Genomic DNA, 16075 nt, shown 5'->3' with positions numbered 1-16075 from the left:
TGGGCTGCGGATAACGACTTTTAGCCTTCATGGCTGTTGGCATGACATGGAGCCTCGTTGAGCCCATAGGCGTCAGGCAAAAGCCCCCGACTCAATCTGCTCCAGGCAGTGGTTTCGCGCCTGAGGCCCGAAGACGGGGCGCCAACCCGCAGGCACTGCGGCAAACTCCGGCCAGAGGCTGAGTTGTTGTTCTTCGTTGATGAGCACCAGAAAGAGGTGACCCGGATCATCGAATGGATTGAGGTATTGACTCGAGTCTTTGCCTGTTTCCACGCTCGGCGTTGCCACAGCCCTGGTTGGCAAATCCGCAGTTGGCGAGCCAGAATCCTGTATCTCTGAGTCAAACATAATTTCTCCCGTTAAATGAGTTGCTAGTGTTAGTTTCATTGCTTTCAGGCGTCTTTCGACGCCGGAACTTCCTGTGTTTAAAATACGTCCTGAGCCAGAAAATGCCGTAATCCCTGGAGTAAACCGCCACGCCAACACAACTTGTCGTGGCCCCCCTTATAGACACGGTAAGTCACCTCGTGCCCGGCCTGTTTCAGGGTGTGATACAGCTCCTGGTTGGCGCTGCGTATGGCGGTTTCCCGGCTGCCGGCCTCCATGAAGATCCGGATGCGGGACTCGGGTAGGCGCCGTTCCGCCAATTGCTCTGTCAGCCAGCCGCGCCTGGGAATGTTGCCGGCGGCAGTTGGGGAAGCGGCCGGATGCGACAGCGCCGCGGCATGGGGCCACCAGAAAGAACCCGACTGGCTGAGCACGCAGCCAAAGCGCTGCGGCCAGTGCAGGCCGGCGAACAGGGCGCTTAGCCCGCCATAACTCTGGCCGACCAGGAGTGTCTTCTGTGGCAGACGCGAGTGGGGGGCGAGGCGGTGAATTTGTGGCATCAGCTCCTGCTGCACCGCCAACCAGAATGGCGCATGACAGGGCAGCTCCCGAGCGCGGTTTTGCGGGCCGAGTGAATCGATCAACACATAAACGGCAGCGGGCAGGCCTTGCCTGGTCTCATGATCCAGGGCGGAGAAAATCGGCATGGACTGGGCCCACACCTCACCGTCGAGCAAGAGCACGAGAGGGCGCTGCTGCGGCGCCTGAGCATCTATGCCGCCCTGGGGTTCATATAACCAGACCGGCCGCTCTGTGCCCAAGATGGCACTATGCCAGGTGAATAACTGCCGTTTCCCCTGAGCCAACTTGGCCAAGCCCTGGCTGGCAGGCCCATTATCCAAGGCCTGCCAAGCCGTCTGCGCCGGCGCGGCCTTGAGGTGTATGGCCGACAATTGTTCCCGCCAGCTTCCCAGCTTGGGGCCAGCGAGATTGAGGGGATCGGCACGCTTATGCGGCAGAAGCGAACGCCACCAGGCTCTTTGCTGTGCTTGACGTCGTAATGGATCTGCGTCCGGGGAGGGCGGCAACTGGTCTCGCGTAATGGCGAGGTAACAGTAACTGCCACGCCAGTCGGCATCCAAGCGGCATTGCCAATGCCATACATCTGTATTGACAACCCGGTTGAGAGACTGGGGCGAGAAGCTGTGGTGATCCGTTACGCAGTTGATATCCAGGTAAACGGCCACGATAGGGGATTGCGCCGCAAGCCCATGGGGATCCCGCCAGAGAAAATGCAGCGTGACTGACTCTGGCGCGTCGGGATGCTCTACACAGACGGGCGTGCCTGCTTCTTCGATGCCAGACCACCAGTCCTGGCTGCCTATCTCGGCCGAGCCTGTCGGGTGCCGGCTTATCCCGGGTAACTTATCCATGTAATCGCTGGCCATTGATGCTGTCCCTAGGGCATACATGTTTCACCCCATAGCTCTCCTGGGTATGAATGCCTCAATCCTGTTATATCCAATGCAAATCTGTATCTGTTTTGGCTGAACATTGAATCTTGTCAGCCCTTCACCTCAGCAGCTGCGCCAGCAGAGTGCACAGATGTCACCTGGGTTCTTGTCGAAGTAGCAACAAGATAACCCGGTACAAATAAGATTGCAATTGATAATCATTCCCATTATTATTTATTCGTTTTTTGGAACAAGATTGCTTAATACACTTTGATTTATATTGCATTTCGTTAGAGGGGAGTTTGATGAAGGATTATTTACCCGCGGCAGCAGCGACTGAATTGCGTCGTTTCAAGCCAGGTGCGCTGGCTGGCATCCTGGGTTTGCTGATGACAGGTTACGGCGTCGCGGCCGAGCAGGCTGAAATGGACAGAATGGTGGTGACTGCGACGGGAAGCGAGCATTTGTTAGCCACCGCGCCTGCATCCATTTCTATTATCACAGCCGAAGAAGTGACTCAGTACCCCATCAAAGATTTAGGTGACGTACTTAAAACCTTGCCTGGCGTGAGCATCTCCAGCTGGGCTGGGGGGCGTAACGGCATCAATTTGCGTGGTTTGGATGAAAATTATGTGCTCATGCTGGTCAATGGCAAGCGCGTGTCTTCCAGCAATGGGCTCTGGCGTGCCGGTAACTTCGATACGACCTCGATCCCCTTGGAGTTGATCGATCATGTTGAAGTCATTCGCGGTCCCATGTCGGCCCTGTATGGCTCGGATGCCGTGGGAGGGGTCATCAACATCATCACCCGCAGGCCTCAGGACGATTGGGAGTCGACCTTGAGCCTGGATGCCAGCTTCATGGATAAGGGCACGGGCGGTGATAGATATCGTGCCAGCCTCTATACCACAGGCAAGTTAACGGACAATCTGGGCCTGGTATTCAGCGCCGAGAAAGCCGATCAGGACATTTGGGTAAACCGGGAGGTGACCCCCAAGTTTGACACCATAGAAGGGCGGGAAACCTTGAAATTTGCCTCCACCCTGAGCTGGCAAATCGATGACAGCCAGTCCCTGGAGCTGGATTTGGCCAGCGATCGAGACGATGTGCCCCTGACGACCTATGGCGCCTATAGGGAGCAGTCCATCGACAGGATCACTGTCGGCCTGACCCATAACGGCAACTGGCAGTGGGGCAAGACCCAATTGCTGGCGAATCTGTCTAGTGCCGATATCTATGACTACAACTCCCGCTATAACCTGCAGCCGCCCTTGGGCCGGGATCTTGAAGAGATCAACACCACCCTGAGAGGCACGGTTTTCCTGGACTACGGCTACAACAATATCACCTTGGGTGGCGAATACCTGAAGACGCAAGTCAACGACCCTGTCCAGTATCCCGTCAGTGGCGGAGACAGTCAGAGCCTCGCCTCCTTGTTTATTCAGGATGAGATCGGCCTGAGTGACAGCTTAATCGCCACCCTGGGGGTGCGGGGCGAGGACAGTGGCAGTTACGGCACCCATGTCAGCCCGAGACTCTACCTATCCTATTCACTGAATGATGACATAGTGCTCAAAGGCGGCGTTGGCACCGCATTTCGGGCCCCCAGCCTCTTCGAATCCTCACCCGAGTTTCATTCTGTCAGCTGTAAGGGCGCCTGCAGCATCTCGGGCAACCCGGATCTGCAGGAAGAAACCAGCGTCAGTACCGAATTGGCACTGCTGGTCAATAAGGACCTGTGGTCGGCGTCAGTCACAGTATTCCACAACAAGGTGGAGAATCTGATCACAGTCGAGAGCTGGGATGGCACCAGCCCAGTACGTAGATACTTCAACGAAGCCGATGTCACCATCAAAGGTGTGGAAGCGACCGCGAGTATCCAAGTGACGGACGACGTTTCGTTTGCAATGAATTACACCTATCTGGACACCCAGAATACCCAAGGTAAATCCCTGAGTTATCGCCCGGAGAACACTGTGAATGCCAAGTTCGATTGGCAAGTCATAGACGATCTTAATCTGTATGCCCAGCTGAATTACTACGGCGAGCATCTCGGCAATAGGGGACAGGAGTTGTCGGGTTACAGCCGCATAGATCTGGGTGGCAATTACTTCGTTACCTCCGCCCTTAAATTAAAGTTGGGCCTGACCAACCTCACCGACGAGCAGCCGGTATTGGATGAGCCGACATCGGACATGATACTGCAGGGAAGGGCCTTGTTCGTCGGTGCCAGCTATAGCTTCTAGGCGTGAGTCGCGATGTGACACAGGTAGAGGCGGCAAGCTTGTCGCCTTTATTTTCAATCTGAATGTATGCCTTTGACACCGACAGAACACGGGCCTGTGTCGAAGGCGGTAAGGATAAACAGTGCAAGCCTTATTGTTAATACTGCTGGGTGGCGGCTGTAGCTTGGTTTACCTCAGCCATAAGAATCAGGGATGGTTAAACAAGAAGTTGGCGTCCAGGTATTGGTGCTGGCTGGGTTACGGCCTGACGCTATTGGCATTATTGGGTTGGCTGAGCATTTTCAGTCTCGCCCCCGCGCTGATGACCTGGACTGTGTCTCTGATGCTGTTCTTTGGCATTTTCCCTTTTTTAGCCTTACTCCGGGCGCCAAGGAGGTCGGCAAGAGATGAATAGCAAGCAGAAAATCCAAGCGGATTGGTGGAGCAAGAGCCTGATCGGCGGCGTCTTGGGTTTTAGCCTGGCGCTGGCGCTGAGCAGCCTCTTGACTGCCATCACACCCGGCGGCATGGACGGACAGAGCAAGGTGCAATTCAACATGTGGATGGTCGCGCCTATCTGGATGTTTATTTTCAGCTTCAGCTATCTATTCCGTTCCGGACTCAGTGCCATGAGCTGGTTGACGGGACTGAACCTGCTGAGTTACAGCCTACTCCTCATGGTATTAAGGTAAGCCGGATGAAAATTAGAAGCGATGTGATGCGGATATATCAGTCCATGCATATTTGGACTGGAATAGTGACGTCCCTGGTCTTGTTTATCGGTTTTTATGCCGGCTCCCTGACCCTGTTCAAGCCCCAGTTGGATAGCTGGTTAACACCACCCGGGCAAGTGCTGCCACAGATCCCGACAGCTCAGTTGGATCAACTGGTCGGCCAAGTGCTTGACCAACATGAGAGTGCCAAAGCCGGCTTTAGCTTGTATTTGCAAGACGCTGCGACGTCACACTCACCCATCCAATGGTTTGCCACTGACCTGGGGCGTGAGCTGCATTTGGATGCACGCCTATGGCAGGGCACACTGGATGAAAACGGACAGCAGCAGACTCTCCAGGTGTTGCCCTCTGTGGTGGCCGAGCTCGTCGATTATCTGCATAGAACGGCAGGCATTCCCGGCACCCTGGGCCACGAACATATAGGCATTTATGTCCTTGGGGTTGCGGCCGTGCTCTACTTTCTGGCGCTGGTTTCAGGGGTCATAGTTCTGCTGCCGAGTCTGGTTAAAACCTGGTTTGCCCTGCGGCGTCAAAAGGGAGAACGGCGTTTCTGGCTGGATGCCCATAATATTGCCGGCATCACAGCTTTGCCCTTTCATCTGGTCATCAGCCTGACCGTGATAGTGTTCGCGTTTCACGACCAGATCTACGCCGGCTTAGCGCAGATCTTGGATGATGATACCCAGATCAGCCGCCAAGCCCCCCCACGCCTAACTAAGACCTATGAGTTACAGCAATTGCTGCCTGTCGGTCGCTTGCTTGAGACAGCCCACGACCTGGCGCCTGAATTCAAGGTCACGGAAATGGCTTACATGGGACTGCAGGGGCCAAAGCCTATGGTGCGCCTGGCGTTGTTCAACCCGGACCGGCTGATGCGCGGCCCGATAAGCGATTACGCCTTCATCCACCCCTACAGCGGCCAGCTACTCAACAGCACCCTCTCACCTGGGGAGGCCGGCCTGTGGGGACGCCTGGTCGCCAGCTTCTTCGCCCTGCATTTCGGCAGTTACGGCGGTGATTGGGTGCGCTGGGCCTATTTCGTCCTCGGGTTTGGCGGGGCCTTCCTCTTCTATTCGGGCAATCTCTTATGGCTCGAGTCCAGGCGCAAGAAACGCACCAAGGAGATGGGCATGGCAGAGGTTCCCACCCAGAGTCGCTCCTGCAGGGTGCTGGCCAATCTCACTGTCGGTGTCTGCCTGGGATCTATGGCGGGGGTCGCAGTCACTATGGTGACGGGAAAACTGTTATATGCCAGGGTCGACAACATCAATCATGTGTCTATGGCCGTTTATTACAGCGTGTTCCTGGGCGCCATTGCCTGGGGATTTTTACTTGGGCCGGCGCGGGCAGCAATCCACTTGTTGCATATGTGCGCCTTGTCCACGCTGGCCATTCCCATGCTGACACTCCTGGCCATCTTGCTGCCTGACTCAGGGCTGTGGCCATCCACTGCGCCGGGCACCCTGGGGGTCGATCTCGTGGCTCTTGTCTGCGCCTCATGCTTTGGTTATTTCGCCAAAATCGCCAGGAAACGCGGCTTGGAAGGCCCGCGGGATAGCCTATGGTCACTTCATTCCGGCCCGAAAGCCCCATGCTTAACAAGCTCAAACCGGGTCGGCTCACGGCAATAACACAGACGATTGATATGAAATCATATTTTTTGATGTAACCCACATCTTACTTAGCCTAAACCTTACCGAGTGCGAGGATAAAATGGATTTATACCGGACCAGCACAGACAAATCACAGCCTACCCAGGCCGACAAGCAAGCTTCCTTATTCAGTTCGGCTCACAAGCGTATTCATGCCACGGGCGTATTCACCCGTGTTGCCGAGCCGGCCTTGGGTGGCGGTATGGGCAATGGCGTGTTTCAACACGCCATCAAGGCGGCCTTCAGCCGAGCCAGGCAAGTCGGGATCACAGCGCCCATCATCATGGGCGCAGTGCCCTTCGATGTCACTCAAGTGTCCAACCTCTATATACCTCAATCCTATGAGTTCGTTGAGGCGACGGCCCCATTCCCCGGAGGCCGGGCAAGCGGGTTCCAGCCTGTCGCCCTCAAGCAGATGCAGAGTCAACCGAACGAGCAGCGTTTCAAGCAAGGCGTCGCCCAGGCAGTGGCGAACTTTAACTTGAGCGACATTAAGAAAGCCGTACTGTCCAGGATCTTGGAGTTGGAGTTCTCCGCCGGGGTCGATGTCGACACTCTGCTGGCCAACTTGATAAGCCAAAATCCCAACGGATACCATTTCAGGATCCCCATGGCGGACGGTGGCGAGCTGCTGGGGGTTAGCCCAGAGCTGCTGATCCGCAAGCAAGGCGAGCGTATTTTCTCCAATCCGCTGGCGGGTTCAGCCAAGCGCCAAACGGATGCGGCAGAAGATCTTATCGTCGGTCAAAATCTGAAAAAGTCCTCGAAGGACAGCTATGAGCACAGCTTGGTCATAGAGGCTATTCGACACATTTTGACTCCTGTGTGCCGGCGGCTCGACATTCCCGCCGGCCCAGAGTTGATCAGTACTGCCGCCATGTGGCATCTGTCGACCAAGATAGCGGCACAGTTACGCGATCCCGGCATGTCCGCCTTACAACTCGCCTGTTTACTGCATCCAACACCGGCAGTCTGTGGTTCGCCGGCCGGAGAGGCGCATAAACTCATCAAGCTGGTCGAAGCCTTCGATCGCGGCCTCTTCAGCGGCATGGTGGGTTGGTGCAATGAGGCGGGGGACGGTGAATGGGCCGTGACCATTCGCTGTGCCACAGTCAAAGACCAGCGGGTGCGCCTCTTTGCCGGTGCCGGCATAGTCAAGGAGTCCTGTCCTGAATCTGAGTGGCTGGAAACCCAGGCCAAGTTGGGCACCATGCTCAATGCCCTTGGCGTCCGTCAGTTGGTGGAGGCATGATGGCAATTGAATTTACCCCTTGGCCCGAAGATCTGGCACACCTGTATCGGCAGAAAGGCTATTGGCAGGATAGGCCGCTGTCGACCATCTTGCAGCAACAATCCCAGGCAAGGCCTGAGGCTATTGCCATCATATGTAATGAGCGTCATCTGAGCTATGCCGAGTTGGATGCTTTGTCCAGCCGGCTCGCCCAGGCATTGCTGGCGCGCGGCATAGAGCAACATGACACGGCCCTGGTGCAGCTGCCCAACTGCGCCGAGTTTTATATCCTCTTCTTCGCCTTGCTGAAAATAGGTGTCGCCCCGGTCAACGCCTTATTCAATCATCAACGCCATGAATTGGTGGAATATGCCAGGCAACTGCAGCCATCCCTGTTCATAGCTGCGACCAGCCACGCCCTGTTTCGGGATGGACAATTTGTGACTCAATTGCGTCGGCAACACGCCAGCCTGAGCACTGTGCTGTTGCTGCAAGACGAGCCTGCCTCCCCCCACAGTTGGGACTTTGCCACTCATGGCGCCGAGGATTTCTGGACCTGCTTAACGGCAACGCCTGTCGGGGACCCAGAGGGCGCAAAGGCCGAGTCGTTATTGACCCCATCGGCGGCCGGGCAGGTAGCGTTTTTCCAATTATCCGGCGGCAGCACGGGCACGCCTAAGCTGATCCCACGCACCCATAATGACTATCTCTACAGTGTCAGGCGCAGCGCCGAAATTTGTCGCTTGTCGAGTGACACCCGATTCCTGTGTGCCTTACCCGTTGGTCACAATTTTGCCCTCAGTTCTCCCGGCGCCTTGGGGGTGTTTCATGCCGGCGGCACCCTGGTGTTGGCAGCCAACCCTGAGCCCTTGAGTTGCTTTCACCTGATCGCCAAGCATAGAGTCAACATGACGGCACTGGTGCCGCCCGCCGTGTCCCTGTGGTTAAAGCTCGCCGAGACCCATGGAGCGCAACTCGTTTCACTCGAGCTGTTGCAGGTCGGTGGTGCCAACTTCAGCCCGGCCTTGGCAACACAGGTTCAGGCGAAGCTCGGCTGTAAATTACAGCAGGTCTTCGGCATGGCCGAAGGCCTGGTTAATTACACCCGGCTGGACGATCCCGAGTCACTGGTGATTAACACTCAGGGTAAACCCATGTGTGACGATGACGAGCTCCGCATCCTGGATGAAGCGGGCAATGAGGTCGCCCCTGGGGAAGTCGGCACCTTGTTTACCCGCGGCCCATACACCATTCGCGGCTATTACCTGAGTGAACAGCATAATAGCGCAGCATTCGATCCCCAGGGGTATTACTGCACGGGCGATTTGGTCCGGATGACGCCGCAGGGCTATCTGTGCGTGGTTGGACGGGGAAAAGATCAGATTAATCGTGGCGGAGAGAAAATTGCCGCCGAAGAGATAGAAGCCCTGCTGGTGCAGCATAAGGGCGTCAGGCACGCGGCCCTGATCCCCATAGCCGATGCCCTCATGGGTGAGAAAAGCTGCGCCTTCATAGTGTCGGCGACCACCCAGCCTAAGGGACCCGAGTTGCGCAAATTCCTCAGGACCCTGGGCGTCGCAGACTACAAGATCCCGGACAGATTCGAATTCGTCGATACCTTGCCGTTGACTGCCGTTGGCAAAATCGACAAGAGAAAACTCAAGCAACTTACCCAGACTGGCGCCAACGCAGCACGCATTTAAGGAAACAACATGGCCATTCCCTCACTCGCATCCTACCCACTGCCACCAAAGGCATCCTTACCCGCCAACAGGGTCGATTGGCAAGCAGACCCAAACAAAGCCGTCTTGCTGATCCATGACATGCAAGAGTATTTCGTCCGCTTTTATGGTGATGACAGTCAGCTGATAGAGCAAGTCCAAAGCAATATAGCCGCGCTGCGTCTGTGGGCAAAAGCATCCGGTGTGCCTGTCGTCTATACAGCGCAACCCGTAGAACAGACGCAGGCACAAAGGGCACTGCTGAACGACATGTGGGGGCCGGGACTGACGGGCGCGGATCCCGAACTCAGGCAGATAGTGCCTTCGTTGGCGCCCGACGGGGACGATCTGGTATTGGTTAAATGGCGTTACAGTGCGTTCCTGCGCACCTCATTGCAGGCCTTCATGCAAGAGCAGCAGCGAGATCAATTGTTGATCTGCGGGGTCTATGCCCACATAGGCTGTCTGACCACGGCACTCGACGCCTTCATGCTGGATATCAAGCCCTTCATGATCGCCGATGCGGTGGCAGATTTCTCTGAGGCCGAACATCAGATGGCGCTGAATTATGTCACCGGCCGCTGCGGAAAAGTCGTCAGCCTGGCCGAGATCCTGGCGTTGAAGCCGGCAAAAGCAAAACTCAGTCTGGAGCGACTCAATGCCAGCCTGGCGACCCTGCTGCATGACGACATAACCGAGATGGATCCCGATGATAACTTATTGGATTATGGGCTGGATTCGGTTCAGGTGATGACCTTGGTCGCCGAGTGGGAAGCGGCAGGTGTCAGAGTCCAATTCGAAGAGCTGGCGCGCCTGCCGACCCTGAACGCATGGTGGGCGCTCATAGCCGCCCGGCAGGAGGCGGTATGACCCAAATCCAATTCAAGAATCGATGGGTCTGGGTAACAGGTGCGGGGCAGGGAATAGGCCGGCACCTTGCCTGTGCCTTCACCGAGCTGGGCGCCAATGTCATCGGCTTGGATAGGCACTTTCCCCAAGATACCTATCCCTATCGGACTCAGGTGTTGGACATCAGTCAGCCGGAGGATGTCGAGAACCTATGCCAACAGTTACTGGCAGTCCAACCTAGATTGGATATCCTGGTGAATGTGGCCGGGATCTTATGCCTTGGAGAATTGGAGACCCTGTCCACCGAGGATTGGCGCCGCTGTTTCGAGGTGAATGTCTCTGGGGCCTTCTATCTGTTGCGTCAGCTTATCCCTGTGTTTAAACGCCAAAGAAGCGGCACTCTGGTGACGGTCGCCTCGAATGCGGCCCATGTCCCGCGCGTCGGGATGGCCGCCTATGGCGCATCGAAAGCGGCACTCGTGAGTCTGAGTCACAGCGTCGGGCTCGAACTCGCCCCCTTCGGTGTCCGCAGCAATGTGGTATCACCGGGCTCGACCTATACCCCCATGCTGAGGAGTATGCTTGAAGACTCAGAGGCTGCCAATCGACTCATTCAAGGATTGCCGGAGCAGTATAAATTAGGGATCCCGCTGGGGAAAATCGCCACCGAGGAAGATATCAGCAACACCATCTTATTTCTGGCATCGGATTTAGCCGGGCATATTACCCTGCAGGACATAGTCGTCGATGGCGGCGCCACCCTGGGGGCCTAACGCACTGGAGCCTCGCGCATAGCGGGCCTGGCGCATCTGTTACCAGCCCCTTTGGTTAATCCCATGGGGGCTTATTGTGCCGGCTGGCAACCAACATGCACACAGAGACCAAAATACTGACAAACCAAGAGCTTATCTTGGTTTTCATGACATTTCTCGAACCCTGGAAACCAGCAAAGCAGGGGTACCCAGTCTCTTGTTACAGTGGGCAAATCACCAGGCCCTCGGTGAACCTGGGTTTACATTTTGCCTGATTTCGCCATGGAAGCCCGCTTGACCTTCAGGGTTACCCCTTGCATCGAGACGACCTCCACCCGCTCCCCGGGTTGCATATCCTCATCCGAACGGGCATTCCAGAGCTCATTTTGCAGCCGAACCCGATAATTGCCAGCTTGTCTGTCGATGATCACACCCAACTGATGAACCAGGGCTTCGGGCCCTGTCACCACAGGCAGGCGCATGGCGCGAATCGCAAGCAGGTAGATGGCAATGGAAAGAATCAAAATAACGCCGTAAACGGGGACGGCGACAGCCTGTGGGAGCAACCAAAACAGCGGCAGTGCCAGGAAGGGGAGAACCAACAGAATATGACACATAACGACTCAGCCCCTATTGACAGCCTCTTAAGGAAGAGTCTAGTTCCCTGCCTGAGTCGGGGCAAGCATGCCGCCTATGAGGTGATGAGTGGCGTAAAGGAATCGTCGCTCATAGGTGAAGAGCGTGGCGGCGTCAGGGCTGAGGCAAGATAGGCTCGTTTGCCAAATTTCAGACATAAAAAAACCAGCTTGCGCTGGCCTGACTTCAATCTTAATGCTGTATTAAAAGAGAAGTGGTACACCCGAGTGGACTCGAACCACCGACCCCTACCATGTCAAGGTAGTGCTCTAACCAGCTGAGCTACGGGTGTATTGTCTGTTAAATCATTCAATGTTTAGACTCTTTGAAAGAGTGGTACACCCGAGTGGACTCGAACCACCGACCCCTACCATGTCAAGGTAGTGCTCTAACCAGCTGAGCTACGGGTGTATCGTTTATTGCTGTGTCTTCGGCAGTCGCCTTGGAACGAGCGCTATATTATGGCTATGGGTCATTGCTTGCAAGCAAAAAAATACATTTTATTACCGAATGGTGATTTGCTGTGCAACTTGCTATGTCTTTAGGCAAATCATTGAAAAAACCGCCAGTTAAGCCGGCGGTATCTCTCCCTATGCCTGATGTGCGTCTTGGGGACTTTGGAGTAACTGCGCCTCGATCCCCCGTTTCTGGATATGCTTGAGCCTGATGGCGAAGAGCAGGGCAGCCGTGGTTAAGCCGGCGATCAGTCCGGTCCAGAAGCCATGCACCCCCATGGCGGGCACCAACCAATCCGTATAGGCCAAGGTGTAACCCAGGCTCATGCCTATGGCCCAGTAAGACACCAGCGTGATATAGAAGGCGCTGCGGGTATCCTTGTAGCCCCGCAGGGCGCCGGCTGCCACCACCTGGATGGAGTCGGATAATTGGTACAGGGCCGCCATCAGCATCAGGCTCCCGGCCAAGGCCACCACTTGCGGATCCCTGTTATAGAGTTCGGCTATGTCGAAGCGAAATAGCACTGTCACTATCGCGGTACAGAGCGCCAGCGACAGGGACAAGCCCAGACCGACCCTGGCGACCATGGCGGAAATGTCGGCCCTGTCCCGTCCCAGGTAATAACCTATGCGTATGGACACCGCGATACCGACGGACAAGGGCAGCATGAAGACGATGGCGGAGAAGTTCAGGGCTATCTGATGACTGGCGACCACGTTGGCGCCCAGGGGAGCCAGCAACAAGGCGATGATGGCAAACAGGCTCACCTCGAAGAATAGCGCCATGGCAATCGGCATCCCCAGCTTGGTCATGGCCCAGATGGTTGCCGGCTGCGGCCGATGAAAATGCTTGAAGGGAGCCAGTTCGGCAAACTTCTTGTGGAAGTTCATATACAAGGCCATGGCGATGAACATGGCCCAGAACACCAGGGCGGTGGCGACACCACAGCCCGCGCCGCCCATGGCGGGCATGCCAAAATGGCCATAGATGAAGATGTAGTTGGCGGGAATATTGACCGCCAGACCGACGAAGCCTATGACCATGGTGGGCAGGGTGTAGGATATCCCCTCGCTGCAGCCTCGCAGCACTTGGTATAAGACAAAGGCCGGTGCGCCCCAGAGTATGGCGTCGACATAGCCCAGGGTCAGGCGTTCCAGCGCCGGTTCCAGCTGCATCAGGCTGAAGATGAAGGAGGATGCGCCGAGGAATAGCATCACCCCCAAGGCTCCTATGATGGCGATATAGGCGGCCTGGAAGATCAAGGGTTGGATGGCCGTTTGATTGCCGGCCCCATGGTGATGGGCGAATATCGGGGTGAAGGCCATCAGCAAGCCCTGCACGAACAAGATGGCCGGCAACCAGAGACTGGTGCCTATGGCGACGGCCGCCATGTCGACGGCGCTGACCCGGCCGGCCATGACGGTATCTATGAAGCCCATCATGGTTTGAGTGATCTGGGCGATGAGCACAGGCAGCGCGAGCTGAATGAGACGTTTGGCCTGAAAGCCTGAATGATGCATGGATACAACCTTAACTGCTGTGGAACGGGGAATACAACTCACCTGAGCTCAGTCTCGCGACCTAATCAATAGGTTTGATGACCTGGGAAGTGGCGATCCGGGCAGCCGCCAATGCCACCTATATGGCAGGCTTGTTAACCCGAGGGTCGATGATAGTTTTTTTCCCCGGAAAGTGGAAGAGACACAGGTGTTAATCCCAGCGCCGTCGCCCGCCATTGGCAATAAACTCATACGCTAACCCCTGAGACTCGAAGGAGGCTCGCAGCCGCCTTGTCCCGCTTTGCACCACCATGGCCAAGCCGGTTACGCCGCTGCGCGCCCCTCCAGCCGGGATGGCTCATATGCCCTGAGTCTGAGCGTTAAGTGATTCACGCCAATCGAATGGCATGACTATACTTAATCTTGAGCTGAGGCTTAACCTTGAGCAGAGGCGTTGACTTAGCCACTAGTCAGAACGGCTTGGAACAGCGGCAGCACTATGACCCAAGCCAGTGGTGCCAGCCTGCGTAAGTGGCTGGCGTAGGGAAGGCGACTCGGGTGGGTCTCCAATAATGTGAGTCGAGACATGAAGAGAAAACATGCATTTTGGTTCAGTCTGCAGGGCTTGGCCAGCATAGGATTCATAGGGGCGGTAAGCTATTTCTTGCTGGTTGAACATAGACAGCATTTATTTGCTTTGTTGCCATACTTGATTCTATTGGCCTGCCCCCTGATGCATGTCTTACATGGCAGACACCATCACGGCGAAGCCAAAGCCGCGGCTGAAGCGCACTTAACGCCAAGCAAGGATGATAAAGAATCCAAGCCGAGGGCTAAAGGCAAACCGCAGACAAGGGAAGGGAACTCTGATGCACGCTGATGCACGCTGATGCGTCCTATGGCCTCTGGCCCTTGGTTATCATCAATTCTGCGCTATTTATTTTTTTTGCGTTCAGCTTTGTAAAACCCAAGAGGCCCACAGACTGGCGTAGTCTGGGAGCATTTTCAGCCTTTATCGTCGCGTTATTCTCCGAAATGTACGGCTTTCCGCTGACCATTTACTTTCTTTCCGGCTGGTTGACCAAACATTACCCGGGAGTGGATTTTTTTGCCCATGAGAATGGCCATCTATTGCATACCCTGCTGGGATTCAAAGGTGATGCACACTGGGACCCATTACATATAGCCAGTAATATCTTGATCATATTTGGTTTATTTATGCTTGCCTCGGCTTGGCATGTATTGCATCAGGCGCAGCAGATGCATTTCCTGGCAACAAGCGGCTGATATGCACGCTGCCGTCATCCACAATATCTCGCCTTCATCATCATAATGTTCGGTTTTCTGTTGCAATGGCCGACGATTCTGACACTCGTGATGTTCCCGATATTAGTGCTCGTCTATGTGCGTCTGGCAACACACGAAGAACGCCTGGCTCTCGATGAGTTCGGTGACAGTTACCTCGACTATAAGCAGAGAACACCGGCCTGGTTTCCCAGACTTTTCACAACACAAGCTAAGTAATTAACGGAGTTAAGATGAAAACATTTCTCAATGCACTCACCCTTGCCACTGTGCTGGCACTGCCTGCGTCTGCCGTTGCGCAAGAGGATGCCAACGCAGGGACGCCCTGCAATAGGATGAGCCAGGAGCAGGTGATGGGCATGCAGCAGCATATGCAGGGAATGCAGGCGCTGATGCACCAGATCCAACAGGAAAAAAATCCCAAGCACCATGCCGAGTTGATGCAACAACATATGAATGGCCTCATGAAAGGCATGCAGATGATGAACGGCGGCCAAGGGGGCATGTCGATGATGAATGATGGCAAGGGTGGCATGCAGATGATGCGTGACGCCAAGAAGGGGCAGATGGCGAACGGTGAAAAGGCGATGCCCATGAGCATGGACGAGCGCCTCCATATGATGGAACTGCGTATGGGAATGATGCAGCAGATGATGCAGCAGATGATGCAGCAGATGATGCAGCAGATGCTCGAACACAGCAGCGAGAAGTAGCAGTCATTGGTAGGCGGAGGACTGCAAAGAGGGCTGCAACAGGGGACTCCACCCTAGGCACTATTAGGCCTATAACCCATTGGAGAAGCTAGCATGAGCGATTTGGATCATAGAGCCGGCGTCAAAGAAGCGAGCCTGGTGGTTCGTCATCTGAAGCTGGAAGGCATGAATGAAAGTAATAAGACGGAGGTTATCGCGGCGGTCGATCAAAGCTTTGGCATTGACAGTGTCAGTTATGATGAAAAGTCCAATATCCTCAATCTAGCCTACGATGCAACACATTGTGATCTCGATGGCATCGAAGACATATTGAAAACTCATGATGTCTATGTGGCCCATGATTGGTGGACACATTTTAAAGAAGGCTACTATAAATTTGTCGATGAAAATGTCAAAGACAATGCGGTGCGTGAACCTTGGAGTTGCCACAAGCCCCCATCTGGGTCAGGCAAGAAACGTTAACTTCTTTTAAATGAGGTAGTCAGGCTGGCTATCTCATTTAAAACAGCCAAGAGCGGAGC

At 55.3% G+C, this 16075-nt stretch carries 14 protein-coding genes, 2 tRNA genes and 1 pseudogene; 11 read left to right on the top strand and 6 right to left on the bottom strand.

Features of this window, described 5'->3' with window-relative positions; translation table 11 throughout:
* Positions 1–72: 72 nt before the first annotated feature.
* Together HC757_RS19105 and fes are read right to left on the bottom strand one after the other, a co-directional pair.
* A complete protein-coding gene (locus HC757_RS19105) occupies positions 73–348 on the bottom strand; it encodes an MbtH family protein (protein ID WP_169562668.1) in 276 nt (91 codons plus the stop codon).
* 77 nt (positions 349–425) lie between these two features.
* The gene (gene fes, locus HC757_RS02260; protein ID WP_169562667.1) at positions 426–1775 is read right to left on the bottom strand and encodes an enterochelin esterase; all 1350 of its coding nucleotides are present in this window, start codon (positions 1773–1775) and stop codon (positions 426–428) included.
* 311 nt (positions 1776–2086) lie between these two features.
* On the opposite strand from fes, the gene HC757_RS02255 reads away from it, so the two are divergent.
* From HC757_RS02255 to dhbA, 7 genes are all read left to right on the top strand, one after another.
* On the top strand, positions 2087–4027 hold the full coding sequence (locus HC757_RS02255; protein ID WP_169562665.1) for a TonB-dependent receptor domain-containing protein: 1941 nt from the start codon (positions 2087–2089) through the stop codon (positions 4025–4027).
* Between the two features lie 386 nt (positions 4028–4413).
* Positions 4414–4698, top strand: a complete 285-nt coding sequence (locus HC757_RS02250) for a hypothetical protein (RefSeq protein ID WP_169562663.1) — start codon at positions 4414–4416, stop codon at positions 4696–4698.
* A gap of 5 nt (positions 4699–4703) precedes the next feature.
* The gene (locus HC757_RS02245; protein WP_169562662.1) at positions 4704–6371 is read left to right on the top strand and encodes a PepSY-associated TM helix domain-containing protein; all 1668 of its coding nucleotides are present in this window, start codon (positions 4704–4706) and stop codon (positions 6369–6371) included.
* Between the two features lie 82 nt (positions 6372–6453).
* Positions 6454–7644 (top strand): isochorismate synthase, encoded by a 1191-nt coding sequence (locus HC757_RS02240; RefSeq protein ID WP_169562660.1) that lies wholly within the window; start codon positions 6454–6456, stop codon positions 7642–7644.
* Complete coding sequence (locus HC757_RS02235; protein WP_342343027.1) at positions 7641–9326, top strand: (2,3-dihydroxybenzoyl)adenylate synthase; 1686 nt, start codon at positions 7641–7643, stop codon at positions 9324–9326. Before HC757_RS02240 ends, HC757_RS02235 begins: the two co-directional genes overlap by 4 nt.
* A gap of 9 nt (positions 9327–9335) precedes the next feature.
* Positions 9336–10214, top strand: a complete 879-nt coding sequence (locus HC757_RS02230; protein WP_169562658.1) for an isochorismatase — start codon at positions 9336–9338, stop codon at positions 10212–10214.
* Positions 10211–10966 carry a 2,3-dihydro-2,3-dihydroxybenzoate dehydrogenase gene (gene dhbA, locus HC757_RS02225; protein ID WP_169562656.1) on the top strand — a complete coding sequence of 252 codons (756 nt, stop codon included), beginning with the start codon at positions 10211–10213 and terminating at the stop codon, positions 10964–10966. Before HC757_RS02230 ends, dhbA begins: the two co-directional genes overlap by 4 nt.
* A gap of 239 nt (positions 10967–11205) precedes the next feature.
* Here the strand turns inward: dhbA and HC757_RS02220 are convergent, their stop codons facing one another.
* The 4 genes from HC757_RS02220 to HC757_RS02205 all read right to left on the bottom strand — a co-directional run bounded on the left by HC757_RS02220 (position 11206) and on the right by HC757_RS02205 (position 13557).
* The gene (locus tag HC757_RS02220; RefSeq protein ID WP_169562654.1) at positions 11206–11562 is read right to left on the bottom strand and encodes an NfeD family protein; all 357 of its coding nucleotides are present in this window, start codon (positions 11560–11562) and stop codon (positions 11206–11208) included.
* Positions 11563–11796: 234 nt separating this feature from the next.
* Positions 11797–11873, bottom strand: a tRNA-Val gene (locus HC757_RS02215).
* A gap of 42 nt (positions 11874–11915) precedes the next feature.
* A tRNA-Val gene (locus tag HC757_RS02210) sits at positions 11916–11992 on the bottom strand.
* 179 nt (positions 11993–12171) lie between these two features.
* A complete protein-coding gene (locus HC757_RS02205; protein WP_169562653.1) occupies positions 12172–13557 on the bottom strand; it encodes an MATE family efflux transporter in 1386 nt (461 codons plus the stop codon).
* Positions 13558–14122: 565 nt separating this feature from the next.
* On the opposite strand from HC757_RS02205, the gene HC757_RS02200 reads away from it, so the two are divergent.
* The 4 genes and pseudogenes from HC757_RS02200 (at position 14123) to HC757_RS02185 (ending at position 16016) form a co-directional block, all read left to right on the top strand.
* Positions 14123–14416, top strand: a complete 294-nt coding sequence (locus HC757_RS02200) for a DUF2933 domain-containing protein (RefSeq protein WP_169562651.1) — start codon at positions 14123–14125, stop codon at positions 14414–14416.
* Positions 14416–15060, top strand: a pseudogene (locus HC757_RS02195) (methyltransferase family protein). The gene HC757_RS02200 and the pseudogene HC757_RS02195 overlap by 1 nt, the downstream one beginning before the upstream one ends.
* Positions 15061–15074: 14 nt before the next feature.
* Positions 15075–15554, top strand: coding sequence for a hypothetical protein (locus HC757_RS02190; RefSeq protein ID WP_169562649.1), 480 nt, complete (start codon positions 15075–15077; stop codon positions 15552–15554).
* 93 nt (positions 15555–15647) lie between these two features.
* A complete protein-coding gene (locus HC757_RS02185) occupies positions 15648–16016 on the top strand; it encodes a cation transporter (protein WP_169562647.1) in 369 nt (122 codons plus the stop codon).
* Positions 16017–16075: the final 59 nt, after the last annotated feature.

This window comes from Shewanella salipaludis (genome assembly GCF_012911865.1).
Lineage (GTDB): Bacteria > Pseudomonadota > Gammaproteobacteria > Enterobacterales > Shewanellaceae > Shewanella > Shewanella salipaludis.
This window is presented reverse-complemented; position numbering and strand designations above follow the sequence as displayed.

Bases quoted from the DNA above. Each gene is read 5' to 3' on its own strand.
- HC757_RS19105 (WP_169562668.1), bottom strand. From the start codon at position 348: ATGTTTGACTCAGAGATACAGGATTCTGGCTCGCCAACTGCGGATTTG.
- fes (WP_169562667.1), bottom strand. From the start codon at position 1,775: ATGGCCAGCGATTACATGGATAAGTTACCCGGGATAAGCCGGCACCCG.
- HC757_RS02255 (WP_169562665.1), top strand. From the start codon at position 2,087: ATGAAGGATTATTTACCCGCGGCAGCAGCGACTGAATTGCGTCGTTTC.
- HC757_RS02250 (WP_169562663.1), top strand. From the start codon at position 4,414: ATGAATAGCAAGCAGAAAATCCAAGCGGATTGGTGGAGCAAGAGCCTG.
- HC757_RS02245 (WP_169562662.1), top strand. From the start codon at position 4,704: ATGAAAATTAGAAGCGATGTGATGCGGATATATCAGTCCATGCATATT.
- HC757_RS02240 (WP_169562660.1), top strand. From the start codon at position 6,454: ATGGATTTATACCGGACCAGCACAGACAAATCACAGCCTACCCAGGCC.
- HC757_RS02235 (WP_342343027.1), top strand. From the start codon at position 7,641: ATGATGGCAATTGAATTTACCCCTTGGCCCGAAGATCTGGCACACCTG.
- HC757_RS02230 (WP_169562658.1), top strand. From the start codon at position 9,336: ATGGCCATTCCCTCACTCGCATCCTACCCACTGCCACCAAAGGCATCC.
- dhbA (WP_169562656.1), top strand. From the start codon at position 10,211: ATGACCCAAATCCAATTCAAGAATCGATGGGTCTGGGTAACAGGTGCG.
- HC757_RS02220 (WP_169562654.1), bottom strand. From the start codon at position 11,562: ATGTGTCATATTCTGTTGGTTCTCCCCTTCCTGGCACTGCCGCTGTTT.
- HC757_RS02205 (WP_169562653.1), bottom strand. From the start codon at position 13,557: ATGCATCATTCAGGCTTTCAGGCCAAACGTCTCATTCAGCTCGCGCTG.
- HC757_RS02200 (WP_169562651.1), top strand. From the start codon at position 14,123: ATGAAGAGAAAACATGCATTTTGGTTCAGTCTGCAGGGCTTGGCCAGC.
- HC757_RS02190 (WP_169562649.1), top strand. From the start codon at position 15,075: ATGAAAACATTTCTCAATGCACTCACCCTTGCCACTGTGCTGGCACTG.
- HC757_RS02185 (WP_169562647.1), top strand. From the start codon at position 15,648: ATGAGCGATTTGGATCATAGAGCCGGCGTCAAAGAAGCGAGCCTGGTG.